The organism is Clostridium sp. HGF2 (assembly GCF_964240115.1).
GTDB lineage: Bacteria > Bacillota_I > Bacilli_A > Erysipelotrichales > Erysipelotrichaceae > Clostridium_AQ > Clostridium_AQ innocuum.
Window position 1 is genome coordinate 18,652 of the sequence record NZ_CAXSSO010000009.1, and the last position, 26,452, is coordinate 45,103.

A 26,452-nucleotide genomic window follows, 5' to 3' on the forward strand; every position below is an offset into this window, starting at 1 on the left:
ATGAATGGAGGATTTCTATGAACAGCAGACATAAACTACGGGAGCTGGCAATGACCAGCCTGTATCAGCATTTTTTATTACAGAAGGATATCAAGGAGTGTGTGTACGACAACAGTGAAACCAATGAGATTGATCCGTTTCTCTACACGGTAACCATCGATGCCATCCGCTATCAGGATGTCTATATTGACAAGATCAATGCGGCACTTCGTCAGGACTGGACGTTTGCGCGCCTTGGCTTTGTGGAGCAGGCCATTTTGATGATGGCGGCATGCGAGCTGGATTTGGAAACGGCACCGAAGGCAATTGTCATTGATGAGGCTGTTACACTGGCGAAGAAATACTGCGACGATGAAACGTATCGTCTGATCAACGGGGTACTGGATCGTCTATGAGTCAGAATGTTTATAGTGTATCCGCGCTGGTACACTATATCAAGCAGACGCTGGACAATGATATCCGTATCCAGTCCATTCTCATCAAGGGGGAAATCAGCAATTTTACAAATCACCGCAGCGGACACTGGTATTTTACCCTAAAGGATGCCCGTTCCAAAATCAGCTGTGTTATGTTTTCTTCCCATGCCAGACGCTGTAACATCCTGTTAAAGGAGGGGATGAAGGTCATTGTAACGGCCTCTGTCTCCATGTATGAGGCGGGCGGAAGTGTACAGCTGTATGTGACAGCGGTACGCTCGGATGGCCTGGGTGATCTGTTTCTGCAGCTGGAGGAAGTGAAAAAGAAGCTGGCTGCACAGGGCTTGTTTGATCCGCAGAAGAAAAAGCCGCTGCCGCAGTATCCGATGCGCATCGGTGTTATTACCGCGAAAACCGGAGCGGCCGTACAGGATATCCTGACGACGATTTCCCGGCGCTGGCCGCTGGCTGAGGTTGTGGTGTATCCCAGCCTGGTACAGGGGATTCAGGCAAGTGGAGCCATTGTTGAAAATCTGCGCAGGGCGGATCAGGGCGGACATGATGTCATCCTGCTGGCAAGAGGCGGTGGACCGATTGAGGATTTGTGGTGCTTCAATGAGGAAGCAGTCGCCCGTGCCGTGTTTGCCATGCATACGGTTATCGTAACCGGTGTCGGTCATGAAACGGATACGACACTGGTGGATTATGTATCGGATGCCCGGGCGCCGACACCGACAGCTGCAGCGGAGCTGATCACGCCGGATTTGGAAGAGGTTCGCATGAACGTATCCCTGATGCGGCGGCGGCTCGTAAAGGATATGGAAACACGTCTGCATATGGCGAAGCAGGCCCTGGAGCCAATTCGTTCACACCGCTATATGCGCGACCCGTTAAGCTACATACGGGAAGAGGAAATGAAGCTTGCCATGCATGTGCAGCAGCTGAGCATCGTGGAAGCAGCGGTTGCCGCAATGGCCATGCAGCTGAAGCAGAATTCCCATAAGCTCGCCATACACAGCGAACGCCTGTTTCAGAAGAATACACGCAGCATCGCGGAAAGCAGGCTGCGCCTGACGCAGGCACTGCACAATTACGATACGCTGCGAAAACGTCAGATAGGGAATATCAGCGCACTGCTGGATGCCTATTCCCCGCTGAAAAGTCTGTCCCGCGGTTATGCCATCGCCTATCATGGTGATGAAGTGATATCCAGCGTGGACGCTGTAGAACAAAATGACCGGCTGCGCTTGCGCATGCAGGATGGATATTTATATACGAACATCGAGAAGAAGGAGAAATTATAATGGAACAGAAACTGCCGTTTAAACAATCCATGAGCCGGCTGGAGGAAATCATTGCCGCACTGGAAAAAAATGAAATTGAGCTGGAGGATGCCATCGCTCTGTTTGAAGAAGGACTGCAGCTGGTGAATTCCTGTGATTCACAGCTGAAAAATTTTGAAAATCGTGTACAGGAGCTGCTGAACACCTATCAGGAGGGCAGCGACAATGTCTGACTTTGAAAGCTATCTGTCCCATTGTCTGGATACGCTGGAGCACAGCAGAGTCCGCGAGGCAATGCAGTATTCCCTGATGGCAGGCGGCAAGCGGATACGCCCCAGGCTGCTGCTGGCAGTGCTGCGTACCTATGGCTTTGAAGAGACGATCGGCTATCCCGTAGCCGCTGCGATTGAAATGATCCATACCTATTCCTTGATTCATGATGATCTGCCGGCAATGGATAATGACACGCTGCGCAGAGGCAGGCCGACCTGTCATGTCAAATTCGGTGAGGATGTCGCTATTCTGGCAGGGGATGCCCTGTTGACGCATGCCTTTTATACAGCGGTAGCGTGTACCTGCCGTGCAGAGGTTCTTGTGGAAATCTTAAAGCTGCTTTCCGAATTCAGCGGAGCAGACGGTATGATTCTGGGACAGATCAAGGATTTGGAGGGAGAAGCAAATCCCGGCATTGATCATGCCGGACTGCAGGATATCCATTATTATAAAACCAGTAGACTGCTGAGCCTTCCGCTGGTCTGTGCTGCACTGCTTGCAGGACACAGGGAGGATGCAGCAGTATGGGAGCGTATTGGCGCAGATACCGGATTATCCTTCCAGATTCAGGATGATATTCTGGATGTGACCAGCACTGTTGAGGAGCTTGGGAAAAACATCAACAGCGATGCGGAAAATGAAAAAACAACCTATGTCACGCTGATGGGCGTTGAGGCCGCCCGGCAGGAAGCGGATCGTTATTACAAGCGGGCGCTTGCACAGCTTGATGCGCTGCCGCTGGATGCAGCACCGGTAAGAGAGCTGTTTGACCAGCTGATGAAGCGAAAAAACTGAGAGGAGCGGTTGCATGAACATCTACGATATCAAACAGCCTGAGGACATCAAGGAATGCTCCATCGCGCAGCTGCAGGATCTGGCACAGCAGATACGTGTCTTTCTGATTCAAAGCATTGCCAAAACCGGAGGACATCTGTCCAGTAATCTCGGTGTGGTGGAGCTGACGCTGGCCATGCATTATGTCTTTGATTCTCCAACGGATAAATTTATTTTTGATGTCGGTCACCAGTCCTACGTACATAAAATCCTGACGGGTCGGGGAAATCAGTTCGCAACCCTGCGACAGTATAAGGGGATTGCCGGTTTTCAGAAACGTAAGGAAAGTGAACACGATGTCTGGGAGGCCGGGCATTCCTCCACCTCACTGTCAGCGGCACTGGGCATGGCAGTAGGACGTGATCTGCATAAGGATACCTACCAGATCGTGCCGGTCATCGGGGATGGTGCGCTGAGCGGTGGTATGGCGATGGAGGCATTGAACCAGATCGGTAGTGAACAGCGCAATATGGTCATTATTTTTAACGATAACAACATGTCCATATCACAAAATGTGGGTGCGATGGACGAGGCCTTTACCAAGCTGCGGACAAGCAAGCCCTATACGACATTGAAGGAAGATCTGAAAGGGGCATTATCCACCTCCCGTATGGGTTCCTCTTTACTGCATACCATGAAAAATATGAAAAATGTAGTCAAGGAAAACGTGGTGGATACCTCTATATTCGGTGATTTTAATCTTGACTATATCGGACCGGTGGACGGACACGATTTAAAGATGCTGATCAAGGTGCTGAAAATTGCCCGGCAGCACGAGGGACCGATCGTTGTCCATGTCATCACGAAAAAAGGAAAGGGCTATCGCTATGCGGAAGAGGATAAGGAAGGAAAATGGCACGGTGTCAGCCAGTTTGACCCGGAAACCGGAGAATCCCTGGCGAAGCTTCCGGCGGGACATAAAAGCTGGAGTGAGGTCATGTCCCGTACACTGGTGAAGCTTGCCGAGCATGATGAGCGCATTGTCGCCATTACACCCGCAATGAAATCCGGCAGTAAGCTGTCCGCCTTTTTTGACCGCTATCCGACACGTTCCTTTGACTGTGGTATTGCAGAGGAGCATGCAATGACGTTTGCGGCAGGCCTCTGTACGCAGGATATCCGTCCGTTTATCTCCGTATATTCCTCCTTTCTGCAAAGAGCCTATGACCAGATCAGCCACGATGTGGCACGTATGCAGCTGCCGGTTGTCATCGGTATCGATCGCTGCTCACTGGTCGGAGAGGACGGTGAGACGCATCACGGTGTGTTCGATATTGCCATGCTGCGGCCCATTCCGAATATGATACTGGCACAGCCCAAGGATGCCCGGGAAGCGCAGAATCTGCTGTACTCCGCCTTTGCGCAGAACAATCAGCCCTATGCGATACGCTATCCAAGAGGTAACGTGTCCTATCAGGCGGTGGAGCAGTACACCTACATACCACCGGGAACCTGGACACAGACGGTGATCCGTGAGGATTATGCGCTCAATATCATCACCTACGGACCGGATGTGGATCGTATCATTTCCAAGGCGGGGGTGAATCAGCTGCCGATCCGAGTAATCAATGCACGCTTCTTCAAACCGATTGATGAGGAGCTTTTGACCTCCGTCTGTGAGGAGGATAAGCCGACGATCATCTTTGAACCGGATATGCTGTGCGGCGGCTTGTCCAGCGCTATTACAGAATTTGCCAATGACCACCGCTATGCGACACATTTTGTCCGTATGGGAATCGATGATCATTTCGTGGAGCACGGCTCGCTGCCGCAGCTGCGAAAGCTGGAGCATCTGGATATGAACACGCTGTTTGAAATCATCACAAGCTACCTGAGGCCGGAAAAGAAATGAGACTGGATGTATATTTAAGCACGCAGGGACTGTGTGACAGCCGTGCAAGAGCACAGGATGCCATACAGGAGGGCAGAGTGACTGTAAATGGAAGGATTGCGAAGAAAAGCAGTATGCCGGTGGATGATTCCATGGATATCAAGCTGGAGGAGGCGGAAACAGCATTTGCCTCCCGCGCAGGCTATAAGCTGTATGATGTGCTAAAGCCCTTTGAAATCGATTTGGAGGGACGCGTCGTTTTGGATGTCGGTGCAAGCACCGGAGGCTTCAGCGATGTCTGTCTGCAAAACAAAGCACGCCTTGTCTACGCAGTGGATGTCGGGAAGGATCAGCTGCTCGAGCGATTGAAAAATGATCCGCGCATTATCAATATGGAGGGTGTCAACTGCCGCTATCTGAGTGGGGATATGTTTGATCCGCGTCCGGATTTTGCCTGCATGGATGTATCCTTTATCTCCATACGGCAGATTCTTCCGGTGCTGGCAGAGCAGTTTGCCGATATGGAAATCGTTGCCCTGGTAAAGCCGCAGTTTGAGGCAGGCAGGGCAAAGGTCGGCAAGCATGGCATCGTGAAAAATGAAAAGGTACACATCGAGGTTTTGCAGTCCATGTGCGACTATGTGAAAACCCTCGGCCTATATGTCCATCACCTGTGTGCCAGCAGTGTGCTGGGCAGGGATGGCAATAAGGAATTCGTCATGCATTTGAAGCATACACAGACGCATAAGGTTTTTCCCATTCGGGATATTGTTAAAAATTATACAGTAAAGAGGTGAGAATATGCTTACACAGATCTATGTGAAAAATTTCATCCTGATGGATGAGGTGCAGCTGGAGCTGCATGACAACATGTCAGCCTTTACGGGAGAAACCGGTGCCGGAAAATCCCTGTTAATGGATGCCATCGGTATTCTGAAGGGAGATCGTGTCAACAGCGACATGATCAAGGAGGGCTGTGACAAGGCTGTCATTGAAGGCGTTTTTGAACTTGCACCACAGCACAGCGTGCTGCAGCAGCTGCAGGATGCAGGCCATGAATGTGAGGACGGCCTGCTGATTGTTACACGTGAGGTAACCCGGGAGGGAAGAAGCATTGCGCGGATCAATCAGCGAACGACAACGGTTTCCTTTGTAAAGCAGATCGTTTCTCAGCTGGTCGATATTCATTCCCAGCATGACACACAGTATCTGCGTAATGCGGCATCTCACCAGCTGCTGCTGGACCGATTTGCACGGGATGAAGACCTGCTGGCAAAGACAAAGCAGAGCTATCACAGCTACCGTTCCATGAAGGATGCCCTGGAGGAAGCGCTCCACAGTGATTACAATGAGGACGATCTGGAATTTCTGACCTTTCAGCTGAATGAAATCGACGAGGCTCAGCTGCAGGAAGAAGAACTGGAGAAGCTGGAGCAGGAACAAAAGCGTATGATGGCATATGAAAAGCTGAGCTCCTCCGCAGCACAGGCGATTGCCCTTTTGGATGAGGGAAGTGTTTCTTCCATCTATGAAAGCTATCGCCTGCTGCATGCGCTGCATGAGGATGAAACCTTTACGGATGCGGCTGCACAGCTGTTGGATCTGTACTATGCGCTGGATGAGCAGTGCTCCCGCGTCCGCACCCATCTGGAGGAGCTCGAATTCGATGAGGGCCGTTTCCATGAACTTCAGGAAAGAATTTTCCTGATACACAAGATACAGCGGAAATACGGCGGCAGCTATGCGGCTGTCATGGAGAAACGTAGCTTTCTGGAAAAAAAGATCGACAGCATCCTGCACCGCCAGGATTTTATCGCAAAATCCGAGAAGGAGCTGGAGAAGGCCAGAAAGGTATATGAAGAAGATTGTATGCAGCTGCATGTGCTGCGTGAAAAAAAGGCAAGGGAGCTGGAGCAGCTGATTCTGCAGCAGCTAAAGGATTTGCAGCTGCCCAATGCACGCTTCCACGTTGAACTGGAGCCCTTTGAGGGAAATGCGCAGGGCAGTGATAAAATCACCTTTCTGGTATCCATGAATGCCGGAGAGCGGCTGCGTCCGCTGCAGGCTACAGCCAGCGGCGGGGAGCTTTCCCGTTTTATGCTGGGATTGAAGACCGTCTTTACACGGCTGACGGGTATTGATACCATTATCTTTGATGAAATCGATACCGGTGTCAGCGGCAGTGTTGCGTTTTCCATCGGAAAGAAAATGCGTCAGCTTGCGGAAAGGACTCAGGTGTTCTGCGTGACGCATCTTGCAAGTGTTGCGGCCTGTGCCATGCAGCATTATGTTGTGGAAAAGCATCAGGAAGGCGGACATACGGAAACGACGATTTGCCTGCTGAACGATAAAGAGCGCATACAGGAAATGGCTGTGATATCACAGGGCAGCACCAGTGAAAGTGCTCTGCAGGCAGCAAAAGAGCTGTATGAGCTTGCAAAAAAGGAAACAGGTAATAATTAACTGACATGACCATCTCCCGGAGAACCACACTATCTTCAGGAGGTGAACGATTTGTACAAAAAAATAGTTGCTTTTTTATGCGCACTGTCCCTACTGCTTCCCATCGGCATTCACGCCAGCGATGAGCTGTATCTGGGCGGTGACAGCATCGGTATTCAGCTGGATTACAACGGTGTGATGATTACGGGAACATATCCGTTTGTCGTACAAGGTGAAACCTATGATCCCGGCGGTACCATCCAGCCCAGTGATATCCTGGTAAAGGTGAATCAGGTACCGATATCCTCCATGGATGAATTGTATCAGCAGCTGTCCGCCTTTCAGGAAGCTGTCAATGAGATCCCTGTCGAAATACGACGCGGTTCAAACACCATACCGGTTACCCTGAAAACCACGTATGATGCCTCCACACGTTCGTTTAAAAGCGGCTTGTATGTAAAGGATAAAATCGTCGGTGTTGGAACATTGACCTATTATGATCCCTCCAACAATACCTACGGAGCCTTAGGTCATGAAATTATGGATTCTGATTTAAAGCAGATTGCAGAGGTCCCTTCCGGAAGCCTGTATCCGGCCAATGTCATATCCATAACGAAGGCACAGGATAACATCCCGGGAGAAAAGCATGCGGAAATAGATTTTTCCTCGGCCTTTGCCAACGTGCTTGCTAATACCAATATCGGTATTTATGGTCATTACGATTCCATGCTGCGAAATGTCGAGGCTCTGCCATGGGCAAAGCATGATGAGGTACATACGGGAAAAGCCGTCATGTATACTGTCTTACAGGGAAATACGATTGAGCCCTTTACGATTAACATCACGAAGGTACACCGGCAGAATACATCGGATGTCAAGGGTATCGAATTTATGATTGCGGATGAGCGTCTAGCTTCTGCGTCGAATGGAATCGTACAGGGAATGAGTGGATCGCCGATTGTGCAGGATGGAAAAATCATTGGTGCTGTCACGCATGTCATCACCTCACACCCTTCTAACGGGTATGGAGTCTTTGTCGAATGGATGCTTGAAAAATCCAGAAATATGGCTTAAAATCCGCATAAACCGACATATTTTGAGCAAATGTTATGCTTTGAAACAAAAGGAACGGCGTTATCGTCGCTCTTTTTCATTTTTTGGAAGTTTTTGTGAAATTCTTTTCTTCATTCGACATTTTATCTGAATTTCTGCATACGGAGGTTCGTATAATGGATGTCAGTAAGGAGAGAGGAAATGTATGAATAACAAAATGAATGTATATCTGGTGGATGATAGCATGGAGATGATCCACAGTATGAAGGAAGCGCTCACAAAGAGCGACGGGTATCAGGTCATCGGAAGTGCCACCAATGGCGAGCAGTGTGTCAATGAGCTGCGCGGCAAGCATCTGGATGTCCTTGTGCTGGATCTGATTATGCCGAAGAAGGACGGCATCAGCGTTCTGCACGATTTGAAGAAAAACCATATACAGGTGGATCACATCATCTGTACAACACCGTTTGTGAACGATCTCATCGTGGCAGGTGTTCAGAATTACCGTATCGATTATATTCTGATGAAGCCCTTTGAGATAGAACAGCTGTGTGATAAGCTGAACTTCATTGTCGGCTACACACGGAAGGAGCATATATCCAGCAATGTGGTAAAGGTCAATCTGGATGATGATGAGAAGGAGCGTCTGCAGAAGCTGGAGCTGGAAAGTGAGATTACAGAGCTGTTGCATGAAATCGGGATTCCTGCACATATCAAGGGCTACATGTATCTGCGTACAGCAATTCTGGAAACCTATCTGAATGTTGATTTTCTGGGACAGATCACAAAGGTGCTGTATCCGGAAATCGCCAAGAAATATGCAACCACGGCATCCCGTGTGGAAAGAGCCATTCGACACGCAATCGAGGTAGCATGGAACAGAGGCAACATCGATGCAATTGATGATATCTTCGGATATACGATATCTGCCAGCAAGGCAAAGCCAACCAATTCCGAATTCATCGCCATGATTTCCGACAAGCTGCGCTTAGAGCACAGACTGCGCAACAAAAACAATGTGATCAAGACATTCCGCTAGCTTTTCCCCTGAAAATCCAGTATACTATACTGTAAGACAAGGGAGTTGTTTTATGGCAGGAAGAGTTATCTTACATATTGATCTAAATTCCTACTTTGCAAGTGCGGAGATATTGAAAAACTCTGCACTGGAGGGGCAGCCGGTCGTTGTGGCGGGACTGCACAGGCGAAGTGTGGTATCAACGGCAAGCTATGAAGCCCGCAAGTACGGGGTACACAGCGCGATGCCATTGCATATGGCAATGGAGAAGTGTCCAAATCTTGTTGTTGTTCAGGGCGATTACGGCTGGTATGAGGAATTGAGTAATCGTTTTTTTAAATATCTGCGTCGTTTTTCAAGTCTGATCGAGCCGGCCAGTATCGACGAATGCTATATGGATGTCACCGATGTCATCAAGGACTATAAGCGACCGCTGGACCTTGCCTGGCAGATACAAAAGAGTGTGCAAAAAGATTTGAAGCTGCCCTGCAGTATCGGTGTGGCACCGAACAAATTTCTGGCAAAAATGGCAAGCGACATGCGTAAGCCGATGGGAATCACGATATTGCGCAAGCAGGAGGTTCCCAAAAAGCTGTGGCCGCTTCCCATCAGTGATATGTGGGGAATTGGAAAGAAGACGGTACCACTGCTGATCAAGCATGGAATCACAACGATTGGCGACCTTGCAGATGCAGAAAATGAATCCAAAATCATGACGCTGCTTGGCAAGCATGCCTATACATATATTCAGAATGCACGTGGTAACGGAAGTGCACAGCTTTCCTTCAATACCAGTGTGCAGTCCATATCGCAGTCCACAACTCTGGATCGTGATATTACGGATTATGAGGAGGTTAAAACTGTTTTGAAGCGTCTTGCGGCCACATTGAGCAGACGGGCAAGGGAAGATCATATCAAGGGTTCTTTAATATCCATCAGTATCCGCTATTTTGACTTCACCAATGCCGTTCGTTCCACCAACATTCATTCCTATACCGATGATGCAAACGTGCTGCTGGAGCATGCACTACTCTTATTTGACCGTCACTACAACGGCAGGGAAATCCGTCATCTGGGAATCGGTCTGGGCTCTCTGTATTCCGCAGAGCATACGATCGATCAAATCGATTTGTTTCAGCATGAGATTCAGCCGCTGAACGATGTCGAGGATGTGTTGAAGGAGCTGAATGCGCAGCTGCCGGGAGCGCATCTGATACGAGCCAGTGATATTCATCCATCCAAGGGACAGAAATAAACGAAAGAGCCTTATAAAAGCTTATGAGAAGTTTGTCGATAAGTTGGCAGCAAGACTGCCTTCTTTTTTTCATATAATGTAGTGAGGTGACAATATGAAAAAAAATATTCCCCTAAAAAAGAGGCAGGGCTATCATGGGTTTCTCAAGAAATACCATAACGTATATCTGTTTATAGCGATTCTTGTCGGCTGCGGGATACTGATGGGTATCATTGTATCCAATTATATTGATGTATCGGATATAAAGAGCTTATCCAGCTATCTGACGACCATTGATTCCGGTGTTGATAAATACGATTACTTCGTATCGCAGTTTTTCAGCGGCATCGTGTTTATTCTGTTTGTGTTTTTGCTGGGAACCTCCCTGATTGGAATTCCCATTATCAGCTTTATCGCCTTTACGAAGGGTATGCAGATCGGCTTTTCCTGTGCGCTGTTTGTGTATACATATCATTTAAAGGGAATTGCAGGCATTATCATGACCCTGCTTCCACAGGTGGCAATGGATCTGATTGCGACCTTTCTGATCTCCGCCAGCGCCATTCAGCTGTCCATGTATATCATCTATTCCACAACGAATCGGGAGCGGCTCAATTTCAAGCAGCTGGGCAACAATGTACTGAACGATATCTTTATCTGCTTTGTGATCATTCTGGCAGGCAGTTATCTGAAATCGACACTGGTGATCGAATTCATAAAACTGTTTAATTTGATGTGATCTTCCGCTATAATAATAGAGACAGGGAGGTTGCAGCATGGAAGATTACACGTATGATTATATCAACGGGACGGATATTTATCTGTATCAGCATAAAAAGATGTTTCGCATCAACACAGACACGGCGCTTCTGGCGCAGTTCATGAAGGTCAAAAAAGGGGAACGGGTACTGGATATCGGCACGAACAACGGAGCGTTGCTTCTTGCGGCACACCGCTATGCTCCGTCATATCTGTATGGCATCGATATCCAGCCGGAGGCCATAGCGGTTGCGGAAAAGAATATGGAGCATCACCATATAACGAATGTGGTGCTCATGGCACAGGATATATGCGATGCCGCTTTGGAAAAGGTGGATGTTATTGTCTGTAATCCGCCATATTTCAAGGTGGATCAGGAAAGCAATCTCAATGAATCGCAAAGTCTTCAGATGGCGCGCCATGAACGCTTCCTCACACTAAGGACCCTGTGTCAGCGGGTCAGTGAGCTGCTGGATGAAAAGGGACGCTTCTATATGGTGCACCGGGCTTCCCGTATATCGGAAATCGCCTATACCCTGAAGCAGCATCGTCTGGAAATCCGTACCCTCCAGTTTGTCTACGATGCCAACAGAGAGGAAGCAGTCAGTGTATTGGTGGAGGCGGTAAAGGATGGTAGGGTAAACGCCCACGTACTGTTACCGCAGATCATAGAGCGATGAATCTGCAGGAGGCTCTGCAGGACTATCTGCATTACATACAGGCGGTTGATCAGAAATCACTGGCAACCATTCATTCCTATACACAGGATTTGCAGGAATACCTCAGCTGGCTGCAGATGCAGGGAAAAACGGAGATGGAGGATATTCTGCCCCGGGATATCCAAAGCTTTTTATCTGATATGGAGCAGGGGGACATACAGGAGGACGGCCTGTGCTATAAGCGCAGCAGTGTCAATCATATGCTGAGCAGCATTCATATGTTTCACCGCTTTATCTCAATGAACCATCCCTCGATTCTGGATCCCTCGATCCATCTGCGGGGAGGGAAGAAGGTACAGAAGCTGCCCCTGTATTTCAATCCGCATGATATTGAGCTACTGCTGGACAGCTTTGGACAGGATGCGCAGGGACTGTATCAGAAAGCCATTCTGGAGACGCTGTATGGCTGCGGTCTTCGTGTCAGTGAGGTGTGCGAGCTGCGCATAAATCAGGTACACCTGGAGCAGGGCTATCTGCGGGTGATCGGAAAAGGGGATAAGGAACGCATGGTGCCGATGCATGAACGCTGTATGCGTGTCCTGCGTACGTATCTGACACAAATCCGTCCAACATGGGAAAAGCGGAAAAGTACACGTTTTTTCCTGAACAGCAGAGGAAATGTTCTGACACGGCAGTATGTTCATACGCTGATTAAGCAGCGCCTGCAGGCACTGGGGCTGGATGAGCGTCTTTCAGCGCACAGCTTCCGTCACAGCTTTGCGACACATCTGTTGGACGGCGGTGCAGATTTACGGGTTGTGCAGGAGCTGCTGGGACACAGCGATATCGCAACAACACAGATTTATACTCATGTGCAGAACCGGAGGCTGAAGGAAGCCATCGATCAGTATCATCCCCGCTCCGTTAAAAAGGAGAAATGACAACGAGGAAAGCGCACAGCATAAGCTTAGCCATATACCACCTCACCGCCTCTGCTGCATGGAGTGCTGTCTAAGTTAACATACAGGAGGAAGGCAGTTCTAGTTAAAATTATAGAAGGTTTCTGCACGAACAGCGCATAGCCTTCATCGTGCTGGCAAAGAGTCATTTATCGCCGACAGGAAACGCACCTTCCGTTTGCTATACGAGCCCTACCATCCATTTCGCGAAAAAGTGAAGCGAAAGCATTGGAAAACGATGCGAAAAGATGTAAAATAAGATAGGTTATACAGATAATATAAGGAGAGCTGAATATGAGTAACTGTAATTCATGCCCCAGCAAGGGAACCTGCGGAAAGCAGGCTGACAGCTGCGGCATCCAGAATAATGAACGCAATAAAATCCGTCATGTCATCGGTGTGATGAGTGGCAAGGGCGGTGTAGGAAAATCCAGTATGAGTGTACTGATGGCAAAGGAAATGGCCAGAAGAGGCTTTCGTGTCGGTATCATGGATGCGGATATCACAGGACCAAGTATTCCACGTCTGATGGGACTGGAGCATGCACAGGCATTCGGTACAAACGACGCCATTGAGCCGGTCGTGGATAAGGATGGCATCAAGGTCATGTCTTTGAATTTTCTGATGGAGGATGAAAACCAGCCGGTTGTATGGCGCGGTCCGATCGTAGCAAATGCAGTTAAGCAGTTCTGGACTGATGTCGTATGGGAGGAGCTGGACTATCTGTTCATCGATATGCCTCCGGGAACCGGTGATGTCGCGCTGACGGTACTGCAGAGTCTGCCTGTCAGCGGAGTTATTATGGTATCCACTCCGCAGCCGATGGTATCCATGATCGTATCCAAGGCAATCAATATGTGCAAGCAGGTCAAGGTCGAGGTACTGGGTATTATTGAGAATATGAGCTATGTCGTTTGTCCAGATTGCGGTAAACGAATTGAAATCTTCCAGCACCGCAATGTGGAGGATTTTGTCAGGGAAAACGAGGTACCTTTATGGGCAGAGCTGCCGATGATGGACAGCATTTCCAGAATTTACAAGGATGATGATTTCGATACGGAAACGGTACAGCAGATGTATGCCTGGATTTCGCCTGCGGCAGATCAGCTGATTGAAAAAATGGGCAAATAAATACATAAAGAGGAATGATGAACAGCACGGTAGCTTTTATGGATATCGGCTGCATCTTCCTCTTTTTTTTGCGTAGTCTTACTACAACAGCAAAGCTCCTTTACAGGGGATATTTAGATAAAAATGCTGGAAATCCTTTCACTCTTCTTGGATGAAACAATTTTCAAAAAAAGATGTTTATTTTTTACATGAAGTGTGCTATATTAGTAAAGGATTTTTTTAAAAGTATCAATCTGCTTTGAAAATACCCGTAAGGAGGAATTTTTATGCCAGGATATGTAGTTGTCGGAACCCAGTGGGGAGACGAAGGAAAAGGCAAGGTTGTAGATTATCTGGGATCACGCATGGATGCCGTTGTGCGGTTTCAGGGAGGAAACAATGCGGGTCATACCGTCGTTGTACAGGATAAACACACAGGACAGAACCAGCAGGTGGTGCTTCATCTTCTGCCAAGCGGTGTGCTGCAGAAGGCTTCCTGCATCATCGGACCAGGGGTTGTTGTGGATCCGTTTGTCTTTCTGGAGGAAATCAATCAGCTGGAGGAGCGCGGTTTCAATACAGATCATGTATTGCTCAGTGACTGCTCACACATCATCATGCCCTACCATGTACGGCTGGATGCTTTGATTGAAGCAAGTCTGAAGGATCATAAAATCGGAACAACCAAGCGGGGAATCGGCCCCTGCTATGCGGATAAATATTCCCGTCAGGGACTGCGTATCGGAGATTTGCAGGATTTTGAAAGCTTTAAGAAAAAGCTGAAGCTTGCAGTGGATATGAAAAATATCACCTTTCAGAAGGTATATGAGGATCCGGGCTTTTCCTATGAGGAGCTGGTTGCACAGTTTGCGCAGATTCGCAAGGCATTACTGCCGCGTATCATCAATGCACAGATTGTAATCAACCAGGCACTGGATGCGCAGAAGCAGGTTTTATTTGAGGGCGCACAGGCCGCCATGCTGGATATCAATTACGGGAACTATCCGTATGTGACAAGCTCCTCTCCAACCTCCGCCGGTGTTTGTACCGGTGCCGGTGTTTCACCAAAGAAGCTGGATGTCATCATCGGTATCGCGAAAGCATATTCCACAAGAGTCGGAGAGGGACCGTTTGTGAGTGAGCTGTTCGACGATATGGGTGCGTGGCTGCGTGAACAGGGACATGAGTTTGGGGCAACCACCGGACGTCCGAGACGCTGTGGCTGGCTGGATGTGAATGTGGTGCGTCATGCGGCTATGATCAACGGATTGAGCGATCTGGTTATCACCAAGCTGGATATTCTGAGCGGCCTGAAGAAAATACGCATGTGTGTAGCTTACGATATTGACGGTGTCCGCTATGATTATATCCCGAGCAGCATGGAAGAGCTGCAGAGGGCAAAACCGATTTATGAAGAGTTTGACGGCTGGCAGGAGGATATTTCTACGATGAAGACCTACGAGGAGCTGCCTGAAAACTGCAAAATCTATCTGCGTCGTATCGAAGAGCTGTGCAATACGCGAATTTCTATGATTTCTGTCGGTCCGGAACGCAACTGCAACATTTATCTTCATGAAATGCTGAAATAGTTGACAACAGCACATCACTTTTGTAATATAATACTGGTATCGGAACAAAGGCGTTCTACAGGCGGAAAACGTAGCTTTTCCAGGTTTGTAGACGCCTTTTTCCGTATAAGCGGCCAAATGCCACACAGGATAGTAAGGAGGATGCATATGGTGACAAGTGAACGTGAAATTATGGAATTCATCGAGGAATATGATGTGAAGTTTATTCGTCTGGCTTTTTTCGATTTGTTTGGCAACCAAAAAAATATATCCATCATGCCCCGGGAGCTGAAGCAGGTATTTGCCCATGGCTTGAGCTTTGATGCAAGTGCAGTTAGCGGATTTTCTCAGGGATCACAATTTACAGAGGAGCATACCTCCGATCTGTTTCTGTTTCCGGATATCTCCACACTGACCATTCTTCCATGGCGTCCGCAGATTGGGCGTGTTGTCCGAATGTATTGTGAGATACGTTATCCTGATGGGAGTGCATATGCTCTGGATACACGCTCTCTGCTGAAACGTATGATGAAGCAGGTAGGCGAGAAGGGAATGCAGATTATGGCAGGCACGGAATGCGAGTTTTACCTGTTTGAGCGAGATGAAAACGGAAAGCCGACAACGATTCCCTATGATGAGGCCGGCTATTGTGATATTGCACCACTGGATAAGGGTGAGAATGTCCGACGGGAAATCTGCCTTGATCTGGAGGAGATGGGCATTCATCCCGAAAGCTCGCATCATGAGCAGGGACCCGGGCAAAATGAAATCGACTTCCGTTTTGACGAGGTTATGCCCTGTGCTGATAATCTGATGACCTTTCGCAATGTCGTGGACATGGTTGCTCTCTCCAGCGGTCTGAAAGCAAATTTTCACCCAAAACCGCTGCAGCAGCAGCCGGGAAACGGTCTGCATATCAATCTGTCCCTGTTTCGAAACGGCGAAAATCTGTTTGCACAGGAGCAGGGCCGCTACATGGAGGCTTTTCTGTCCGGGATACTTCGTCGTATCCGGGAAATCACCCTGTTCTTAAATCCGGAAACAGAATCCTATCTGCGTCTGGGTGAGGATAAGGCTCCCAAATATATTTGCTATTCCCGCAGCAACCGTTCCGCACTGATTCGGATACCGGCAGCGAATGAGCATCGCACACGCATTGAGGTACGCAGTCCCGATCCCTCCTGCAATCCCTATTTGGCACTGACACTGCTTATTGCCGCAGGTATGGAGGGCATCGAGGATGGATTAACGGCGAAAGAGTTTCATGGAAATGTCTATCTGCATCATGAGGGTCTACAGGAACTGCCCAGTTCACTGCAGGAGGCTCTGCAGCTAGCTCAAAACAGCAGCTTCACAAAGCGTGTTTTGGGAGAGGAACTGCTGCAGGGCTTTCTAAACGCGAAGATCAAACAGCTACGCATGTAAGAAAGGGGGACTGGTCATGTTACATGTGCTTCTCGTCAGTACGAGTGAGAAAACCACAGGAATTCTAAAGGAATATCTGAATATGGAGGACTGTATGAATATCACAGCCTGTAAAACGGCCTCTAGGGCACGTAGAACGGCTCTGGAAACAGCCTTCGACATGATCATCATCAATTACCCGCTTGCGGATGAACGTGAATATGAGCTGCCGCAGGATCTGGCAGAAAAAAGTGATGCCTCTATCATGCTTATGGTACCGGCTGAGGTCTATGATATCATTGCGGATCGCATGGAAAAAGCCGGTATTTATGTGTTGTTAAAGCCGGTTAATAAAACAGTACTGCTCTGTGTCTTACGCTTTGCCATTGTCACGCAGAAGCGCATCCGCGCCATGCGTATGAGAAATCGCTCACTGAAGGACAGACTGAGTGAAATTAAAGTTATCGATCGGGCAAAATGCCTGCTTATGGAACATGAGCAGCTAAGTGAAGCACAGGCACACCGGTATCTGGAAAAGCGAGCTATGGATTCGCAGATGAGCCGACTGCAGGTGGCGGAGCAGCTGTTGAAAAAATATCAGCTGCCCTGACTGTAAGGAATGATGCAAAAACTGCCTTACGTTTTCTGCATATGTAGGAAACTGCAGTATTGGAATGAAAGGAAACAATAGAAAAAAGGAAGGTCATATATGAGTAAATTTATATTTGTAAGCGGCGGTGTTGTGTCCGGTCTGGGGAAGGGCATCAGTGCAGCATCCCTGGGACGACTGCTGAAAGCAAGAGGTCTGAAGGTCAGTGCAATGAAGCTGGACCCCTATATCAATATCGACCCGGGGACGATGAGTCCCTACCAGCATGGCGAGGTATTTGTGACGGAGGATGGAAGTGAAACCGATCTTGATCTCGGTCATTATGAGCGTTTCATTGATGAGAATCTGAATCGCTACTCGAATGTGACCACCGGAAAAGTATACTGGAACGTCTTAAACAAGGAGCGGGAAGGGAAATATCTGGGGGAAACCGTACAGGTTATTCCGCATATCACCAATGAAATCAAGGATTTTATTTATAAGGCACAGGAGGAAAGCGGTGCGGATATCATGATTTGTGAAATCGGAGGTACCACCGGGGATATTGAAAGTCTGCCTTTTCTGGAAGCAATCCGTCAGGTTGCACAGGATAAGGGAAGAGAAAACTGTCTCTTTCTTCATGTAACACTGATTCCATATCTCGAAAGCAGCGGGGAGCATAAGTCAAAGCCGGCTCAGCACTCTGTCAACCAGCTGCAATCCTATGGTATCTTTCCGGATATCATCATAGCGCGCTGCAGCCGCCCGTTGGAGGAGGGGATTCGTGATAAGCTTTCCCTGTTTTGCAATATACCCAAGGAGTGTGTATTCGAAAACAGAACGATGCCTTCTCTGTACGAGGTACCCTACATGCTGCAAAAGCAGGGGCTGGATGATGTCGTTTGTAGAAAATTCCATATCGATGCACCACAGGCGGATCTGCACTCCTGGAGTACGCTCATGGAGCATGCAGAGGATGTAACGGAAACGGTAACAATTGCTTTAATTGGAAAATATGTTCGCCTGCATGATGCCTATCTGTCTGTGGTAGAAGCGCTGTATCATGCGGGATTGAAAAACAATATAAAGGTACATATCAAATGGATCGATTCAGAGAATATTACGGAAGGCAGTATCCGAGAGCTGCTGCAGGATTGCAGCGGCATTCTGATACCGGGAGGCTTTGGTACGCGCGGAATTGAAGGAAAAATACGGGCAGCCACCTATGCCAGAGAGCACAATATACCTTATCTGGGTATCTGTCTGGGAATGCAGATAGCCGCAATCGCCTTTGCACGAAGCGTACTGGGCTACAGCGACGCCAACTCCTATGAATTTCAGCCGGAAAGCAGCCATTTGATCATTCATTATATGGCAGATCAAAGCGATGAACAGGATATGGGAGGAACCATGCGTTTAGGCGCATATCCATCCAGAATCAAGGAAGGGACGCAGCTGTATCGCGCCTACCGGACAACGGAAATTTCAGAGCGTCACCGTCACCGCTATGAATTTAATAATCAGTTCCGTGAGGAATTTATACAAAACGGCATGGATATCACAGCAACCTCACAGGACGGTTCTCTGGTGGAAGCTGTGGAGTGTGTCAACAATGATTTCTATGTCGGGGTGCAGTTTCATCCGGAATTCAAAAGCAGACCAAATCGTCCGCATCCGCTGTTTACCGATTTCATTGCCTACTCCAAGGCTAACAGAAAGTAGCTGACTACGGTGCTGCGCATTACCGCCGTAAGAATAGAAAAAGACTCTGATTTTTACCTATATAATCAAAGTCTTTTTTTTATTTTATGCAGAATAGCTTAGCCTACACATTGATCTCCGCATGCAGACCCAGCGCATCCTTTTCTGTTTCCAGAACCGGATCAATGCATTCTTCGAAAAATTCCACGGTCTGACTTGGCGCACGTCCAACAAAATTGATCGGGGACATAATAGCCTTCAGCTGTTCCATATTCATAGGGAACATTGCATCCTCTGCAATACGCTTCAGCAAATCGTTTTCCAGCCCCTCCTCCTTGACAACCTTACCGGCAGCCATGGAGTGAACACGGATACGCTCATGCAGCTCCTGACGGTCACCGCCTGCCTTGACAGCATCCATCAGAATCATTTCCGTCGCCATAAACGGCAGCTCCTTCATCAGGTGGGATTCGATGACCTTCGGATATACAACCAAGCCATCGGTGATATTGAGATATAAATCCAGAATACCATCCACTGCCAAAAATGCCTCCGGAATACTGATACGCTTGTTTGCAGAATCATCCAGCGTACGCTCAAACCACTGGGTAGCAGCAGTTATTGCAGGATTCAGGGTATCTGCGATAACATAGTTTGCCAGAGAAGCCATCCGCTCACTGCGCATCGGATTGCGCTTATAGGCCATCGCACTGGAGCCGATCTGTCCCTTTTCAAACGGCTCCTCCACTTCCTTCAGATTCTGAAGCAGACGGATATCATTGGAAAACTTATGTGCACTCTGCGCTATGGAGCCCAGTGCATTCAGAATTCGGGAATCCACCTTACGGGAATATGTCTGTGTGGAAACAGCAAAGGATTTTTCATAGCCCATTCTGTGAGCGACCATCTGATCCAGCTGTTTTACCTTGGCTTCATCATTATCAAACAGCTCCATAAAGCTCGCCTGTGTACCGGTTGTCCCTTTGCAGCCGCGCAGCTTTTTATTTTCCAGAAGGAAGCACAGCTCTTCATAATCCAGCAGCAGGTCCTGTGCCCAGATAGCAGCACGCTTTCCCAGTGTTGTCGGCTGTGCAGGCTGAAAATGTGTAAATGCCAGCACCGGCAGGTCCTTGTAATCCAAAGCAAACTTTTTCAGCTCCGCAAGGACGTTTACCAGCTTTTTCTTCACCAGCTCCAGCGCCTCATACATGACAATTAAATCGGTATTGTCACCGACGAAGCAGGAGGTTGCGCCCAGATGAATGATTCCTTTCGCATTTGGACACTGCTGTCCATAGGCGTATACATGGCTCATGACATCGTGACGGACAATTTTCTCCCGCTCCCTTGCGACATCATAGTTAATGTCCTCTGCATGTGCCTTCAATTCATCGATCTGTTCCTGTGTGATAGCAAGACCCAGCTCCTTTTCGCTTTCCGCCAGGGCAATCCACAGCCTTCTCCATGTACGGAATTTCTTGTCATTGGAGAAAATGCGCTGCATCTCTTCACTGGCATAGCGCTGTCCCAGAGGGCTTATGTATTTATCGTTCATCTGAAAACATCCTTTCTATGTATTCGTTTGTTGTTCAATTATTTAATTCCCAGTCTTCTGTATACTTCCTGATATGCATCCTCAACATTTCCAAGGTTTCTTCTGAAACGATCCTTATCCAGGTGATCATGCGTATGAATATCCCAGAAGCGGCAGGTATCCGGTGAAATCTCATCAGCTAACACAATGCCGCCCTTAAAACGTCCAAACTCCAGCTTGAAGTCAATCAGCTCGATATCAACCGCTGCAAAGATACTCTTCAGCTCTTCGTTTACAGCAAACGCAAGCCTTGTAATCTCATCGATTTCCTCCTGTGTGGAAATACCGACAGCAAGTGCCATGTAATCATTGATCATAGGATCCCCCAGATCATCATCCTTATAGCTGAATTCCAGAATCGGGCATTTCAGCTCCATACCTTCCTTCAGTCCCATACGCTTTGCAAAGCTCCCGGCAACCTTGTTTCGGATAATAACCTCCAAAGGAACGATTTCCACTTTTTTAACGAGTGTTCTGCGATCATCCAGCTCCTCGATCAGGTGTGTAGGAATCCCTTTATCCTCCAGCTTTTTAAACAGGAAGTTCGTCATTTTGTTATTAACAACGCCTTTTCCGAGAATCGTACCTTTTTTCTGACCGTTGAATGCCGTCGCATCATCCTTGTAATCTACGATGACCTGATCCGGATTTTCTGTTGCGAATACTTTTTTTGCTTTACCTTCGTACAGCATTTCTAACTCTTTCATTTTGTTCTTTTCCTCCTGCTAGTTAACAATAACTCCAGCGCAAGAATGGGCAGATTCTGCCTTTTTTTCTTACCATATTATTATAGGTCAGCCCCTCATGCAAGTCAAGAATGCGCAGGACATTTGAAAACATTTTTCAAGCCCAGACAGCATGCCTGTAAATTTCTTACGCATCCATAGAAAAACTTCACCAAAACAGCTTTTTTTCCTGTATAATAGAGAGGTGTTTTAAACATATGCAGGGTGGACATCCTATAAATAGATACTATGGATTGATTTTCCCTGCGGGGTATATACAGGAGGCTGATTTATGACGACGTTTGCAATACTGATAACAAAACTGGCCGGTGCTATGCTGCAGCTGATTCATCGCGGCGGCTCGCTGCCCGGACAGATCGGGCTGAAGCTGTGTCCGGATATACTGAAAAAGCTGCGCATTGACTGTCCACTGATTCTGGTAACAGGAACCAACGGCAAGACTTCTACCAGCAATATGATAGCCGCTATGCTGGAGCAGGAGGGTCGTACTGTCGTAAACAATCGGAAGGGCGACAATCTGAAAGAGGGAATTACGACGGCTTTACTGATGCACACAACGCTAAGAAAACGGGTACAGGGGGATGCTATTGTTTTGGAAGTGGATGAGCTCAACATTCCTTTCATTATGAAGAACCTAAAAGCAGATGCTCTGGTTGTGACAAACTTTTTCCGGGATCAGCTGGACCGTGCCCGGGAGATGGAGCAGCTGATTGTTAAGATGGAGCAGGCGATTTCCGATTTCGAGGGAACTCTTATTTTAAATGGCAATGACCCCAATGTAGTACGGCTGCAAGATGCGGCACCGAAAGCATCCATGCTTGCATTCGGTATGGAGCGCTGCTCCTTCAGCAGTGAAACAACAGGGGAAGCAAGTGAAGGCAAGTTCTGTCCACGATGTGGAAAAAGACTGGAGTATGCATTTTATCAGTATTCCCATATCGGCGTATTTCACTGCAGCGGCTGTGATTTCCAAACACCGAATCTGGATGCGGCAGGAGTGGTGGAAAGCATTCCAAAACGCAGTTTCCGCTATGAAGGCAAAGCATTCAGCGCACCGCAGGGTGGATTGTATACCATGTATAACTGCATGGCTGTTCTGGCAGTCGCAAAGCTTTTGAAAGTGGATACAAGGCATGCTGCAGCGGCTTTTACTCACATCAAGGTACCGGATGGACGAAATGAAGCATTTACATATAAGAACCACACCTGTGTGCTGAATCTGGTAAAAAACCCGACGGGAGCCAATGAGGTCATGAAGGTGATCGAAGAGGACGAAACCGAAAAAAGCATCCTCATTGTATTAAACGATAATGCACAGGATGGAACGGACGTATCCTGGATCTATGACACCTTTTTCGAGAAGCTCATGAAGAATACTACAAAGCGTATCATTGTTTCGGGCAGTCGCTGCTATGATATGGCACTGCGTTTAAAATACGGAGGCTATACAGGAGCGCTGGAGGTTCAGGAACAGATGAAGGAGGCTGTAACAGCTCTTCTGAAGTCAAATGAAACCATGTATGCGATAGCGACCTATACCGCCTTGCAGCCGGTACGCAATCTGCTGCTGACTCAGGGTGTGCAGGAACGAAAAGGAGGCGCATGATATGGAGCTGAATGTATGCTGGATGTACCATGATATTATGGATCTCTATGGTGATAAGGGAAACATGATGGTTTTACAGAAACGCTGTGAGGAGCGCGGTATCAGCATCACCATTGATACCCTGTCCATCGGAGATCAAAGGGACCTTCGCGCGTATGACCTTCTTTTTCTGGGTGGGGGCGCCGACAAGGAACAGATGATGCTGATCGATGATTTGCTTTCCAGAAGGGAAAATATTCGTGAGGCGATGGAGCAGGGGACCTTCGTTCTATTGATTTGCGGCGGTTATCAGCTGTTTGGACAATATTATATCAGTGCAGATAACGAAAAAATTGAGGGGCTGAAATTTTTCGATTATTATACGACTACCGGCAGCAATGGAACACGCTGTATCGGCAATATCGCCATACGCTGCAATCTGGATGGTCATGAAATCACTGCTGTTGGCTTTGAGAACCACGGTGGCCAGACCTGCAATGTAGCAACACCGCTGGGGAAAGTCATCAGTGGCTATGGAAACAGCTTTGATAGTGGATATGAGGGCTTTTATAACGGAAGTGTACTTGGCACCTATATGCACGGCCCGCTTTTCCCGAAAAACCCAGAAATTGTCGACTTTGTTATCTATAAGAGCCTGAAAAAGAATCATCCGGATGTTCAGCTGGAGGATCTCATACAATTGGATGACACACTGGAACAGAAAGCAAAGGAAGCTATGCTAAAACGGCTTCAGGTGCAATAACCGGAATAACCGATATCTTATAGGAAATATAAGAGTCGGTTTTCTTATTCCCCTTAAATATTATGTTAATCTATATATATAATATAAAAACAGTTGATAAACATAATATTAGGTGTTATAATTCATGCGAGGAGACGATACTTGTCCCATTGTCACTCAAAAGGAGGTTGTCATGCAACCTCTTTTCACAATGAAGGCACAAAGACACGTCGAAATGAAAAGCTGAGAGTCTTATGCTTACTTACACATTCTGCCGGCTTCTCTATCTGTTGAAGCAAATAAACGGATACTGGTTGGTGATATGTATAGGATATATCAAATGAACAAAAGAGGTGCTGTTATGGCTAAGGAACATAATTTTTTTAAAATGGAAATGCTGATTCTCCTTATATTAAAACAGGGGAATTGTTACGGCTATGAGCTTGCCGGTATTCTGAAGAAGCAGACAGAGGGGATTATTGATATAAAGATGGGCACCCTGTATCCCATTCTCTATAAGCTGGCTGATGATCACTGCATCACCGGTATGGAGGTAAGGGAAGGACGCAGAACAAAAATCATTTACAAACTGGAACCTAAGGGAGAAGCTTTGCTGGTAACTTTGCAAAAGCGTTATACAGTCTGGGTTCAGGCGATCGATATGATTATGAAGGGAGCATAGGAACATGGCTGGTAAAGAAAGATACAAACGGGAAATTGCGATGCTGTTCCCTTATATGTCAAAAAAGGAAAAAATGTTTTTAAATAACTACATGCAGAATATCGAGGATGCAGAGTATAAGGATATCGTAAAGGAATGGGGAGCACCGATTGCAGTCGTGCATTCCTATATTGAAGCACAGGATACAGAAATCATCATGAAAAGTTAAACAGAAGAAAGCTTTTAAAGACATTTTTATACGGTTCTCAATGAAATTAAGGAGACCTTGATTATTGAGGAGTAACCTGATGGAGCAGCGTTACTTGTTAATTAGAAGAACCCGATTTTGCTGTTCTTCTTTTTCGTTTACAAAGTACGCAGATTCTACTGAACTTAAAAGATTACATAATATACATTATGCGAAGTAAAACATAATATACATAATACATATGTATCCAATTGTATCCAATGTATCCAAGATCAGCCATCATTATCAATTACAGACCATAATGAAGCAGTTGGCAGCTTGTATACCACTTTGGGTAACTTATCGGCATTTCATTGCATTTCTGCTGTGTGCCCTTTATACTGAAATCAACAGGAGGAATACAGGATGAAGCTTACCATACTTCAGGATGACGCAATAGCAGAAGATGAAATCATCATCAGAACAGCAACACGTCATCCGCGCTTAGAAAGACTGATAGATTTGATAAAGCAATACAGCATCACCTTAAAGGCTTATCACAACAATCGGGAATATTATCTTCCCATAGAGACTATTTACTATATTGAATCTGTTGATGGAATCACATATCTGATAACGGAGAAGGATTCCCTGTTATGCAGAATGTCTCTTCGCGAGATTGAGGATAGTGTTCAGCATACCTCGTTTTGCAGGATAAGCAAGCATATGATTGTAAATACAGCACATCTGAAGGCTGTAGAATCCTATGCTAACCATCGGCTGCTGCTGGTGCTGAAGAATGACGATAAAGTACTTGTAAACAGAAATTATGTAGAGCATCTGAAAAAACAGATAAAAAAATTATAGGAGGATGAATATGAAAAGCTTTTTAAAAAATTATGTGCCCTATGGATGCATGTGCTTCACTGCAATCTTACTGATCAATGCATGTTCTGCTTTCCTTCACAATACACCACTTATTCTGGATGCTGCCAGCCTGCTTAGGGATTTTGGAATATGTATGCTTCTTATCATAGCCGATTACGGTATCAATGAATACATGGAATTCAAAACATACCGAAGCTTTGTCATAACAGAATTTCTCATACTCACAGGAATTTTCCTAATCCTGAACAATGCGGGACACCTGGATACTCTTCAGGTACGCTCTATCATTTCCCAAATTCTGAGTATGGCTGTGATTCTGGGGGCAATACGCCTGTATATCGCCTATAGCTTTCGAAAGGAAATAGATGATCTGAATGAACATCTGAAATGAAACCTGTTGATTTCTTATTTTCGCCAGGAATACTCAAAGTGCCTGTTTCCTACATACAGCATGTGGATACAGGCACTTTTATTTATATTTATCTATCTTATACAACATATTCTTTGGTACGTTTGTTCACCAAGAGCTATTGAGCTTCCGTAAGGTTTTTCATCTGCATAAGAAAATCCTTCTGATTATCCTCTTCACTTTTTGTTGGATCCTGTGCTTCATACAAAATACAGGGCAGTTCATGACAGTGTCCGCAGTGCTTTAGCTTCTTACTTTTCTTACAGCATTCATAAATATCACAGACATTTCTATCCTCCACATATTGCAGCCAGTATGGCTTCCCTTCCAAAGCCTTACATCCAAGGCAGATGTCCGGATAATGCTCACATGCATTACACTGAACACCACAAACACTCATAGTTCTTGTTTTTACAGCCTCCATTACAAGTTCTCCTTTCTACAGAATCTGGTTTAACCTCTACCCTAACCATACCATAGATAGGTACATATTGCCATCCTTTTTCA

27 protein-coding genes are annotated in these 26,452 nt (G+C 47.0%); 24 read left to right on the forward strand and 3 right to left on the reverse strand.

What is annotated here, in order from left to right; translation table 11 throughout:
• The first annotated feature begins 17 nt into the window (after positions 1–17).
• The 18 genes from nusB to ACESPQ_RS15065 all read left to right on the forward strand — a co-directional run bounded on the left by nusB (position 18) and on the right by ACESPQ_RS15065 (position 19,154).
• Positions 18–395: a transcription antitermination factor NusB gene (nusB, locus tag ACESPQ_RS14980; protein WP_002609028.1), complete on the forward strand. Its 378-nt coding sequence runs from the start codon at positions 18–20 to the stop codon at positions 393–395.
• Positions 392–1,720: an exodeoxyribonuclease VII large subunit gene (xseA, locus tag ACESPQ_RS14985; protein WP_109770061.1), complete on the forward strand. Its 1,329-nt coding sequence runs from the start codon at positions 392–394 to the stop codon at positions 1,718–1,720. The genes nusB and xseA overlap by 4 nt, the downstream gene beginning before the upstream one ends.
• Positions 1,720–1,932 (forward strand): exodeoxyribonuclease VII small subunit, encoded by a 213-nt coding sequence (gene xseB, locus ACESPQ_RS14990; protein ID WP_002609030.1) that lies wholly within the window; start codon positions 1,720–1,722, stop codon positions 1,930–1,932. The genes xseA and xseB overlap by 1 nt, the downstream gene beginning before the upstream one ends.
• A complete protein-coding gene (locus ACESPQ_RS14995) occupies positions 1,925–2,767 on the forward strand; it encodes a polyprenyl synthetase family protein (RefSeq protein WP_373144534.1) in 843 nt (280 codons plus the stop codon). The genes xseB and ACESPQ_RS14995 overlap by 8 nt, the downstream gene beginning before the upstream one ends.
• A gap of 13 nt (positions 2,768–2,780) precedes the next feature.
• On the forward strand, positions 2,781–4,658 hold the full coding sequence (dxs, locus tag ACESPQ_RS15000; RefSeq protein WP_373144535.1) for a 1-deoxy-D-xylulose-5-phosphate synthase: 1,878 nt from the start codon (positions 2,781–2,783) through the stop codon (positions 4,656–4,658).
• Positions 4,655–5,434: a TlyA family RNA methyltransferase gene (locus ACESPQ_RS15005; RefSeq protein ID WP_008817240.1), complete on the forward strand. Its 780-nt coding sequence runs from the start codon at positions 4,655–4,657 to the stop codon at positions 5,432–5,434. Before dxs ends, ACESPQ_RS15005 begins: the two co-directional genes overlap by 4 nt.
• 4 nt (positions 5,435–5,438) lie before the next feature.
• Positions 5,439–7,100: a DNA repair protein RecN gene (gene recN, locus ACESPQ_RS15010; protein ID WP_373144536.1), complete on the forward strand. Its 1,662-nt coding sequence runs from the start codon at positions 5,439–5,441 to the stop codon at positions 7,098–7,100.
• A 42-nt stretch (positions 7,101–7,142) separates the two neighbouring features.
• Positions 7,143–8,153, forward strand: coding sequence for a SpoIVB peptidase S55 domain-containing protein (locus tag ACESPQ_RS15015; RefSeq protein WP_257327215.1), 1,011 nt, complete (start codon positions 7,143–7,145; stop codon positions 8,151–8,153).
• 184 nt (positions 8,154–8,337) lie between these two features.
• Positions 8,338–9,171 carry a sporulation transcription factor Spo0A gene (gene spo0A, locus ACESPQ_RS15020; protein WP_002609036.1) on the forward strand — a complete coding sequence of 278 codons (834 nt, stop codon included), beginning with the start codon at positions 8,338–8,340 and terminating at the stop codon, positions 9,169–9,171.
• Between the two features lie 52 nt (positions 9,172–9,223).
• Entirely contained in the window at positions 9,224–10,405 is a 1,182-nt protein-coding gene (gene dinB / locus ACESPQ_RS15025) for a DNA polymerase IV (protein ID WP_002609037.1), read from the forward strand.
• Positions 10,406–10,499: 94 nt separating this feature from the next.
• Entirely contained in the window at positions 10,500–11,123 is a 624-nt protein-coding gene (locus ACESPQ_RS15030) for a stage II sporulation protein M (protein WP_002609038.1), read from the forward strand.
• Between the two features lie 37 nt (positions 11,124–11,160).
• Positions 11,161–11,823, forward strand: coding sequence for a tRNA1(Val) (adenine(37)-N6)-methyltransferase (locus ACESPQ_RS15035; protein ID WP_009587451.1), 663 nt, complete (start codon positions 11,161–11,163; stop codon positions 11,821–11,823).
• Positions 11,820–12,743 (forward strand): tyrosine recombinase, encoded by a 924-nt coding sequence (locus ACESPQ_RS15040; RefSeq protein ID WP_109770052.1) that lies wholly within the window; start codon positions 11,820–11,822, stop codon positions 12,741–12,743. The genes ACESPQ_RS15035 and ACESPQ_RS15040 overlap by 4 nt, the downstream gene beginning before the upstream one ends.
• A 312-nt stretch (positions 12,744–13,055) precedes the next feature.
• Entirely contained in the window at positions 13,056–13,892 is an 837-nt protein-coding gene (locus tag ACESPQ_RS15045; RefSeq protein WP_109770050.1) for an Mrp/NBP35 family ATP-binding protein, read from the forward strand.
• Between the two features lie 266 nt (positions 13,893–14,158).
• Complete coding sequence (locus ACESPQ_RS15050) at positions 14,159–15,460, forward strand: adenylosuccinate synthase (protein ID WP_002609042.1); 1,302 nt, start codon at positions 14,159–14,161, stop codon at positions 15,458–15,460.
• Positions 15,461–15,607: 147 nt separating this feature from the next.
• Positions 15,608–16,864, forward strand: a complete 1,257-nt coding sequence (locus ACESPQ_RS15055; RefSeq protein WP_257327210.1) for a glutamine synthetase family protein — start codon at positions 15,608–15,610, stop codon at positions 16,862–16,864.
• A gap of 16 nt (positions 16,865–16,880) precedes the next feature.
• Positions 16,881–17,453: an ANTAR domain-containing response regulator gene (locus tag ACESPQ_RS15060; RefSeq protein WP_008817233.1), complete on the forward strand. Its 573-nt coding sequence runs from the start codon at positions 16,881–16,883 to the stop codon at positions 17,451–17,453.
• Between the two features lie 99 nt (positions 17,454–17,552).
• Positions 17,553–19,154 carry a CTP synthase gene (locus tag ACESPQ_RS15065; protein ID WP_118001880.1) on the forward strand — a complete coding sequence of 534 codons (1,602 nt, stop codon included), beginning with the start codon at positions 17,553–17,555 and terminating at the stop codon, positions 19,152–19,154.
• A 103-nt stretch (positions 19,155–19,257) separates the two neighbouring features.
• Here ACESPQ_RS15065 and purB read toward each other — a convergent pair whose 3' ends face one another.
• Positions 19,258–20,688, reverse strand: coding sequence for an adenylosuccinate lyase (gene purB / locus ACESPQ_RS15070; RefSeq protein WP_109770044.1), 1,431 nt, complete (start codon positions 20,686–20,688; stop codon positions 19,258–19,260).
• Between the two features lie 38 nt (positions 20,689–20,726).
• Positions 20,727–21,434 carry a phosphoribosylaminoimidazolesuccinocarboxamide synthase gene (gene purC / locus ACESPQ_RS15075; protein WP_002609047.1) on the reverse strand — a complete coding sequence of 236 codons (708 nt, stop codon included), beginning with the start codon at positions 21,432–21,434 and terminating at the stop codon, positions 20,727–20,729.
• Positions 21,435–21,744: 310 nt separating this feature from the next.
• On the opposite strand from purC, the gene ACESPQ_RS15080 reads away from it, so the two are divergent.
• The 6 genes from ACESPQ_RS15080 to ACESPQ_RS15105 all read left to right on the forward strand — a co-directional run bounded on the left by ACESPQ_RS15080 (position 21,745) and on the right by ACESPQ_RS15105 (position 25,927).
• The gene (locus tag ACESPQ_RS15080) at positions 21,745–23,079 is read left to right on the forward strand and encodes a Mur ligase family protein (RefSeq protein WP_002609048.1); all 1,335 of its coding nucleotides are present in this window, start codon (positions 21,745–21,747) and stop codon (positions 23,077–23,079) included.
• Between the two features lies 1 nt (position 23,080).
• Positions 23,081–23,821: a type 1 glutamine amidotransferase gene (locus ACESPQ_RS15085; protein ID WP_002609049.1), complete on the forward strand. Its 741-nt coding sequence runs from the start codon at positions 23,081–23,083 to the stop codon at positions 23,819–23,821.
• Between the two features lie 340 nt (positions 23,822–24,161).
• A complete protein-coding gene (locus tag ACESPQ_RS15090; RefSeq protein ID WP_002609050.1) occupies positions 24,162–24,482 on the forward strand; it encodes a PadR family transcriptional regulator in 321 nt (106 codons plus the stop codon).
• A gap of 4 nt (positions 24,483–24,486) precedes the next feature.
• On the forward strand, positions 24,487–24,690 hold the full coding sequence (locus ACESPQ_RS15095; RefSeq protein WP_002609051.1) for a DUF6120 family protein: 204 nt from the start codon (positions 24,487–24,489) through the stop codon (positions 24,688–24,690).
• 384 nt (positions 24,691–25,074) lie between these two features.
• Positions 25,075–25,515, forward strand: a complete 441-nt coding sequence (locus tag ACESPQ_RS15100; protein ID WP_002609052.1) for a LytTR family DNA-binding domain-containing protein — start codon at positions 25,075–25,077, stop codon at positions 25,513–25,515.
• A 10-nt stretch (positions 25,516–25,525) separates the two neighbouring features.
• Positions 25,526–25,927 carry a DUF3021 family protein gene (locus tag ACESPQ_RS15105; RefSeq protein WP_002609053.1) on the forward strand — a complete coding sequence of 134 codons (402 nt, stop codon included), beginning with the start codon at positions 25,526–25,528 and terminating at the stop codon, positions 25,925–25,927.
• A gap of 136 nt (positions 25,928–26,063) precedes the next feature.
• Here the strand turns inward: ACESPQ_RS15105 and ACESPQ_RS15110 are convergent, their stop codons facing one another.
• Positions 26,064–26,369, reverse strand: a complete 306-nt coding sequence (locus tag ACESPQ_RS15110) for a DUF3795 domain-containing protein (RefSeq protein WP_002609054.1) — start codon at positions 26,367–26,369, stop codon at positions 26,064–26,066.
• Between the last annotated feature and the right edge of the window lie 83 nt (positions 26,370–26,452).

Bases quoted from the DNA above. Each gene is read 5' to 3' on its own strand.
- ACESPQ_RS15110 (WP_002609054.1), bottom strand. From the start codon at position 26,369: ATGGAGGCTGTAAAAACAAGAACTATGAGTGTTTGTGGTGTTCAGTGT.
- ACESPQ_RS15090 (WP_002609050.1), top strand. From the start codon at position 24,162: ATGGCTAAGGAACATAATTTTTTTAAAATGGAAATGCTGATTCTCCTT.
- ACESPQ_RS15030 (WP_002609038.1), top strand. From the start codon at position 10,500: ATGAAAAAAAATATTCCCCTAAAAAAGAGGCAGGGCTATCATGGGTTT.
- purC (WP_002609047.1), bottom strand. From the start codon at position 21,434: ATGAAAGAGTTAGAAATGCTGTACGAAGGTAAAGCAAAAAAAGTATTC.
- ACESPQ_RS15055 (WP_257327210.1), top strand. From the start codon at position 15,608: ATGGTGACAAGTGAACGTGAAATTATGGAATTCATCGAGGAATATGAT.
- ACESPQ_RS15045 (WP_109770050.1), top strand. From the start codon at position 13,056: ATGAGTAACTGTAATTCATGCCCCAGCAAGGGAACCTGCGGAAAGCAG.
- xseA (WP_109770061.1), top strand. From the start codon at position 392: ATGAGTCAGAATGTTTATAGTGTATCCGCGCTGGTACACTATATCAAG.
- ACESPQ_RS15105 (WP_002609053.1), top strand. From the start codon at position 25,526: ATGAAAAGCTTTTTAAAAAATTATGTGCCCTATGGATGCATGTGCTTC.
- dxs (WP_373144535.1), top strand. From the start codon at position 2,781: ATGAACATCTACGATATCAAACAGCCTGAGGACATCAAGGAATGCTCC.
- dinB (WP_002609037.1), top strand. From the start codon at position 9,224: ATGGCAGGAAGAGTTATCTTACATATTGATCTAAATTCCTACTTTGCA.
- nusB (WP_002609028.1), top strand. From the start codon at position 18: ATGAACAGCAGACATAAACTACGGGAGCTGGCAATGACCAGCCTGTAT.
- ACESPQ_RS15065 (WP_118001880.1), top strand. From the start codon at position 17,553: ATGAGTAAATTTATATTTGTAAGCGGCGGTGTTGTGTCCGGTCTGGGG.
- purB (WP_109770044.1), bottom strand. From the start codon at position 20,688: ATGAACGATAAATACATAAGCCCTCTGGGACAGCGCTATGCCAGTGAA.
- ACESPQ_RS15085 (WP_002609049.1), top strand. From the start codon at position 23,081: ATGGAGCTGAATGTATGCTGGATGTACCATGATATTATGGATCTCTAT.
- ACESPQ_RS15080 (WP_002609048.1), top strand. From the start codon at position 21,745: ATGACGACGTTTGCAATACTGATAACAAAACTGGCCGGTGCTATGCTG.
- ACESPQ_RS15035 (WP_009587451.1), top strand. From the start codon at position 11,161: ATGGAAGATTACACGTATGATTATATCAACGGGACGGATATTTATCTG.
- ACESPQ_RS15060 (WP_008817233.1), top strand. From the start codon at position 16,881: ATGTTACATGTGCTTCTCGTCAGTACGAGTGAGAAAACCACAGGAATT.
- ACESPQ_RS14995 (WP_373144534.1), top strand. From the start codon at position 1,925: ATGTCTGACTTTGAAAGCTATCTGTCCCATTGTCTGGATACGCTGGAG.
- ACESPQ_RS15095 (WP_002609051.1), top strand. From the start codon at position 24,487: ATGGCTGGTAAAGAAAGATACAAACGGGAAATTGCGATGCTGTTCCCT.
- ACESPQ_RS15100 (WP_002609052.1), top strand. From the start codon at position 25,075: ATGAAGCTTACCATACTTCAGGATGACGCAATAGCAGAAGATGAAATC.
- ACESPQ_RS15040 (WP_109770052.1), top strand. From the start codon at position 11,820: ATGAATCTGCAGGAGGCTCTGCAGGACTATCTGCATTACATACAGGCG.
- spo0A (WP_002609036.1), top strand. From the start codon at position 8,338: ATGAATAACAAAATGAATGTATATCTGGTGGATGATAGCATGGAGATG.
- ACESPQ_RS15005 (WP_008817240.1), top strand. From the start codon at position 4,655: ATGAGACTGGATGTATATTTAAGCACGCAGGGACTGTGTGACAGCCGT.
- recN (WP_373144536.1), top strand. From the start codon at position 5,439: ATGCTTACACAGATCTATGTGAAAAATTTCATCCTGATGGATGAGGTG.
- ACESPQ_RS15050 (WP_002609042.1), top strand. From the start codon at position 14,159: ATGCCAGGATATGTAGTTGTCGGAACCCAGTGGGGAGACGAAGGAAAA.
- xseB (WP_002609030.1), top strand. From the start codon at position 1,720: ATGGAACAGAAACTGCCGTTTAAACAATCCATGAGCCGGCTGGAGGAA.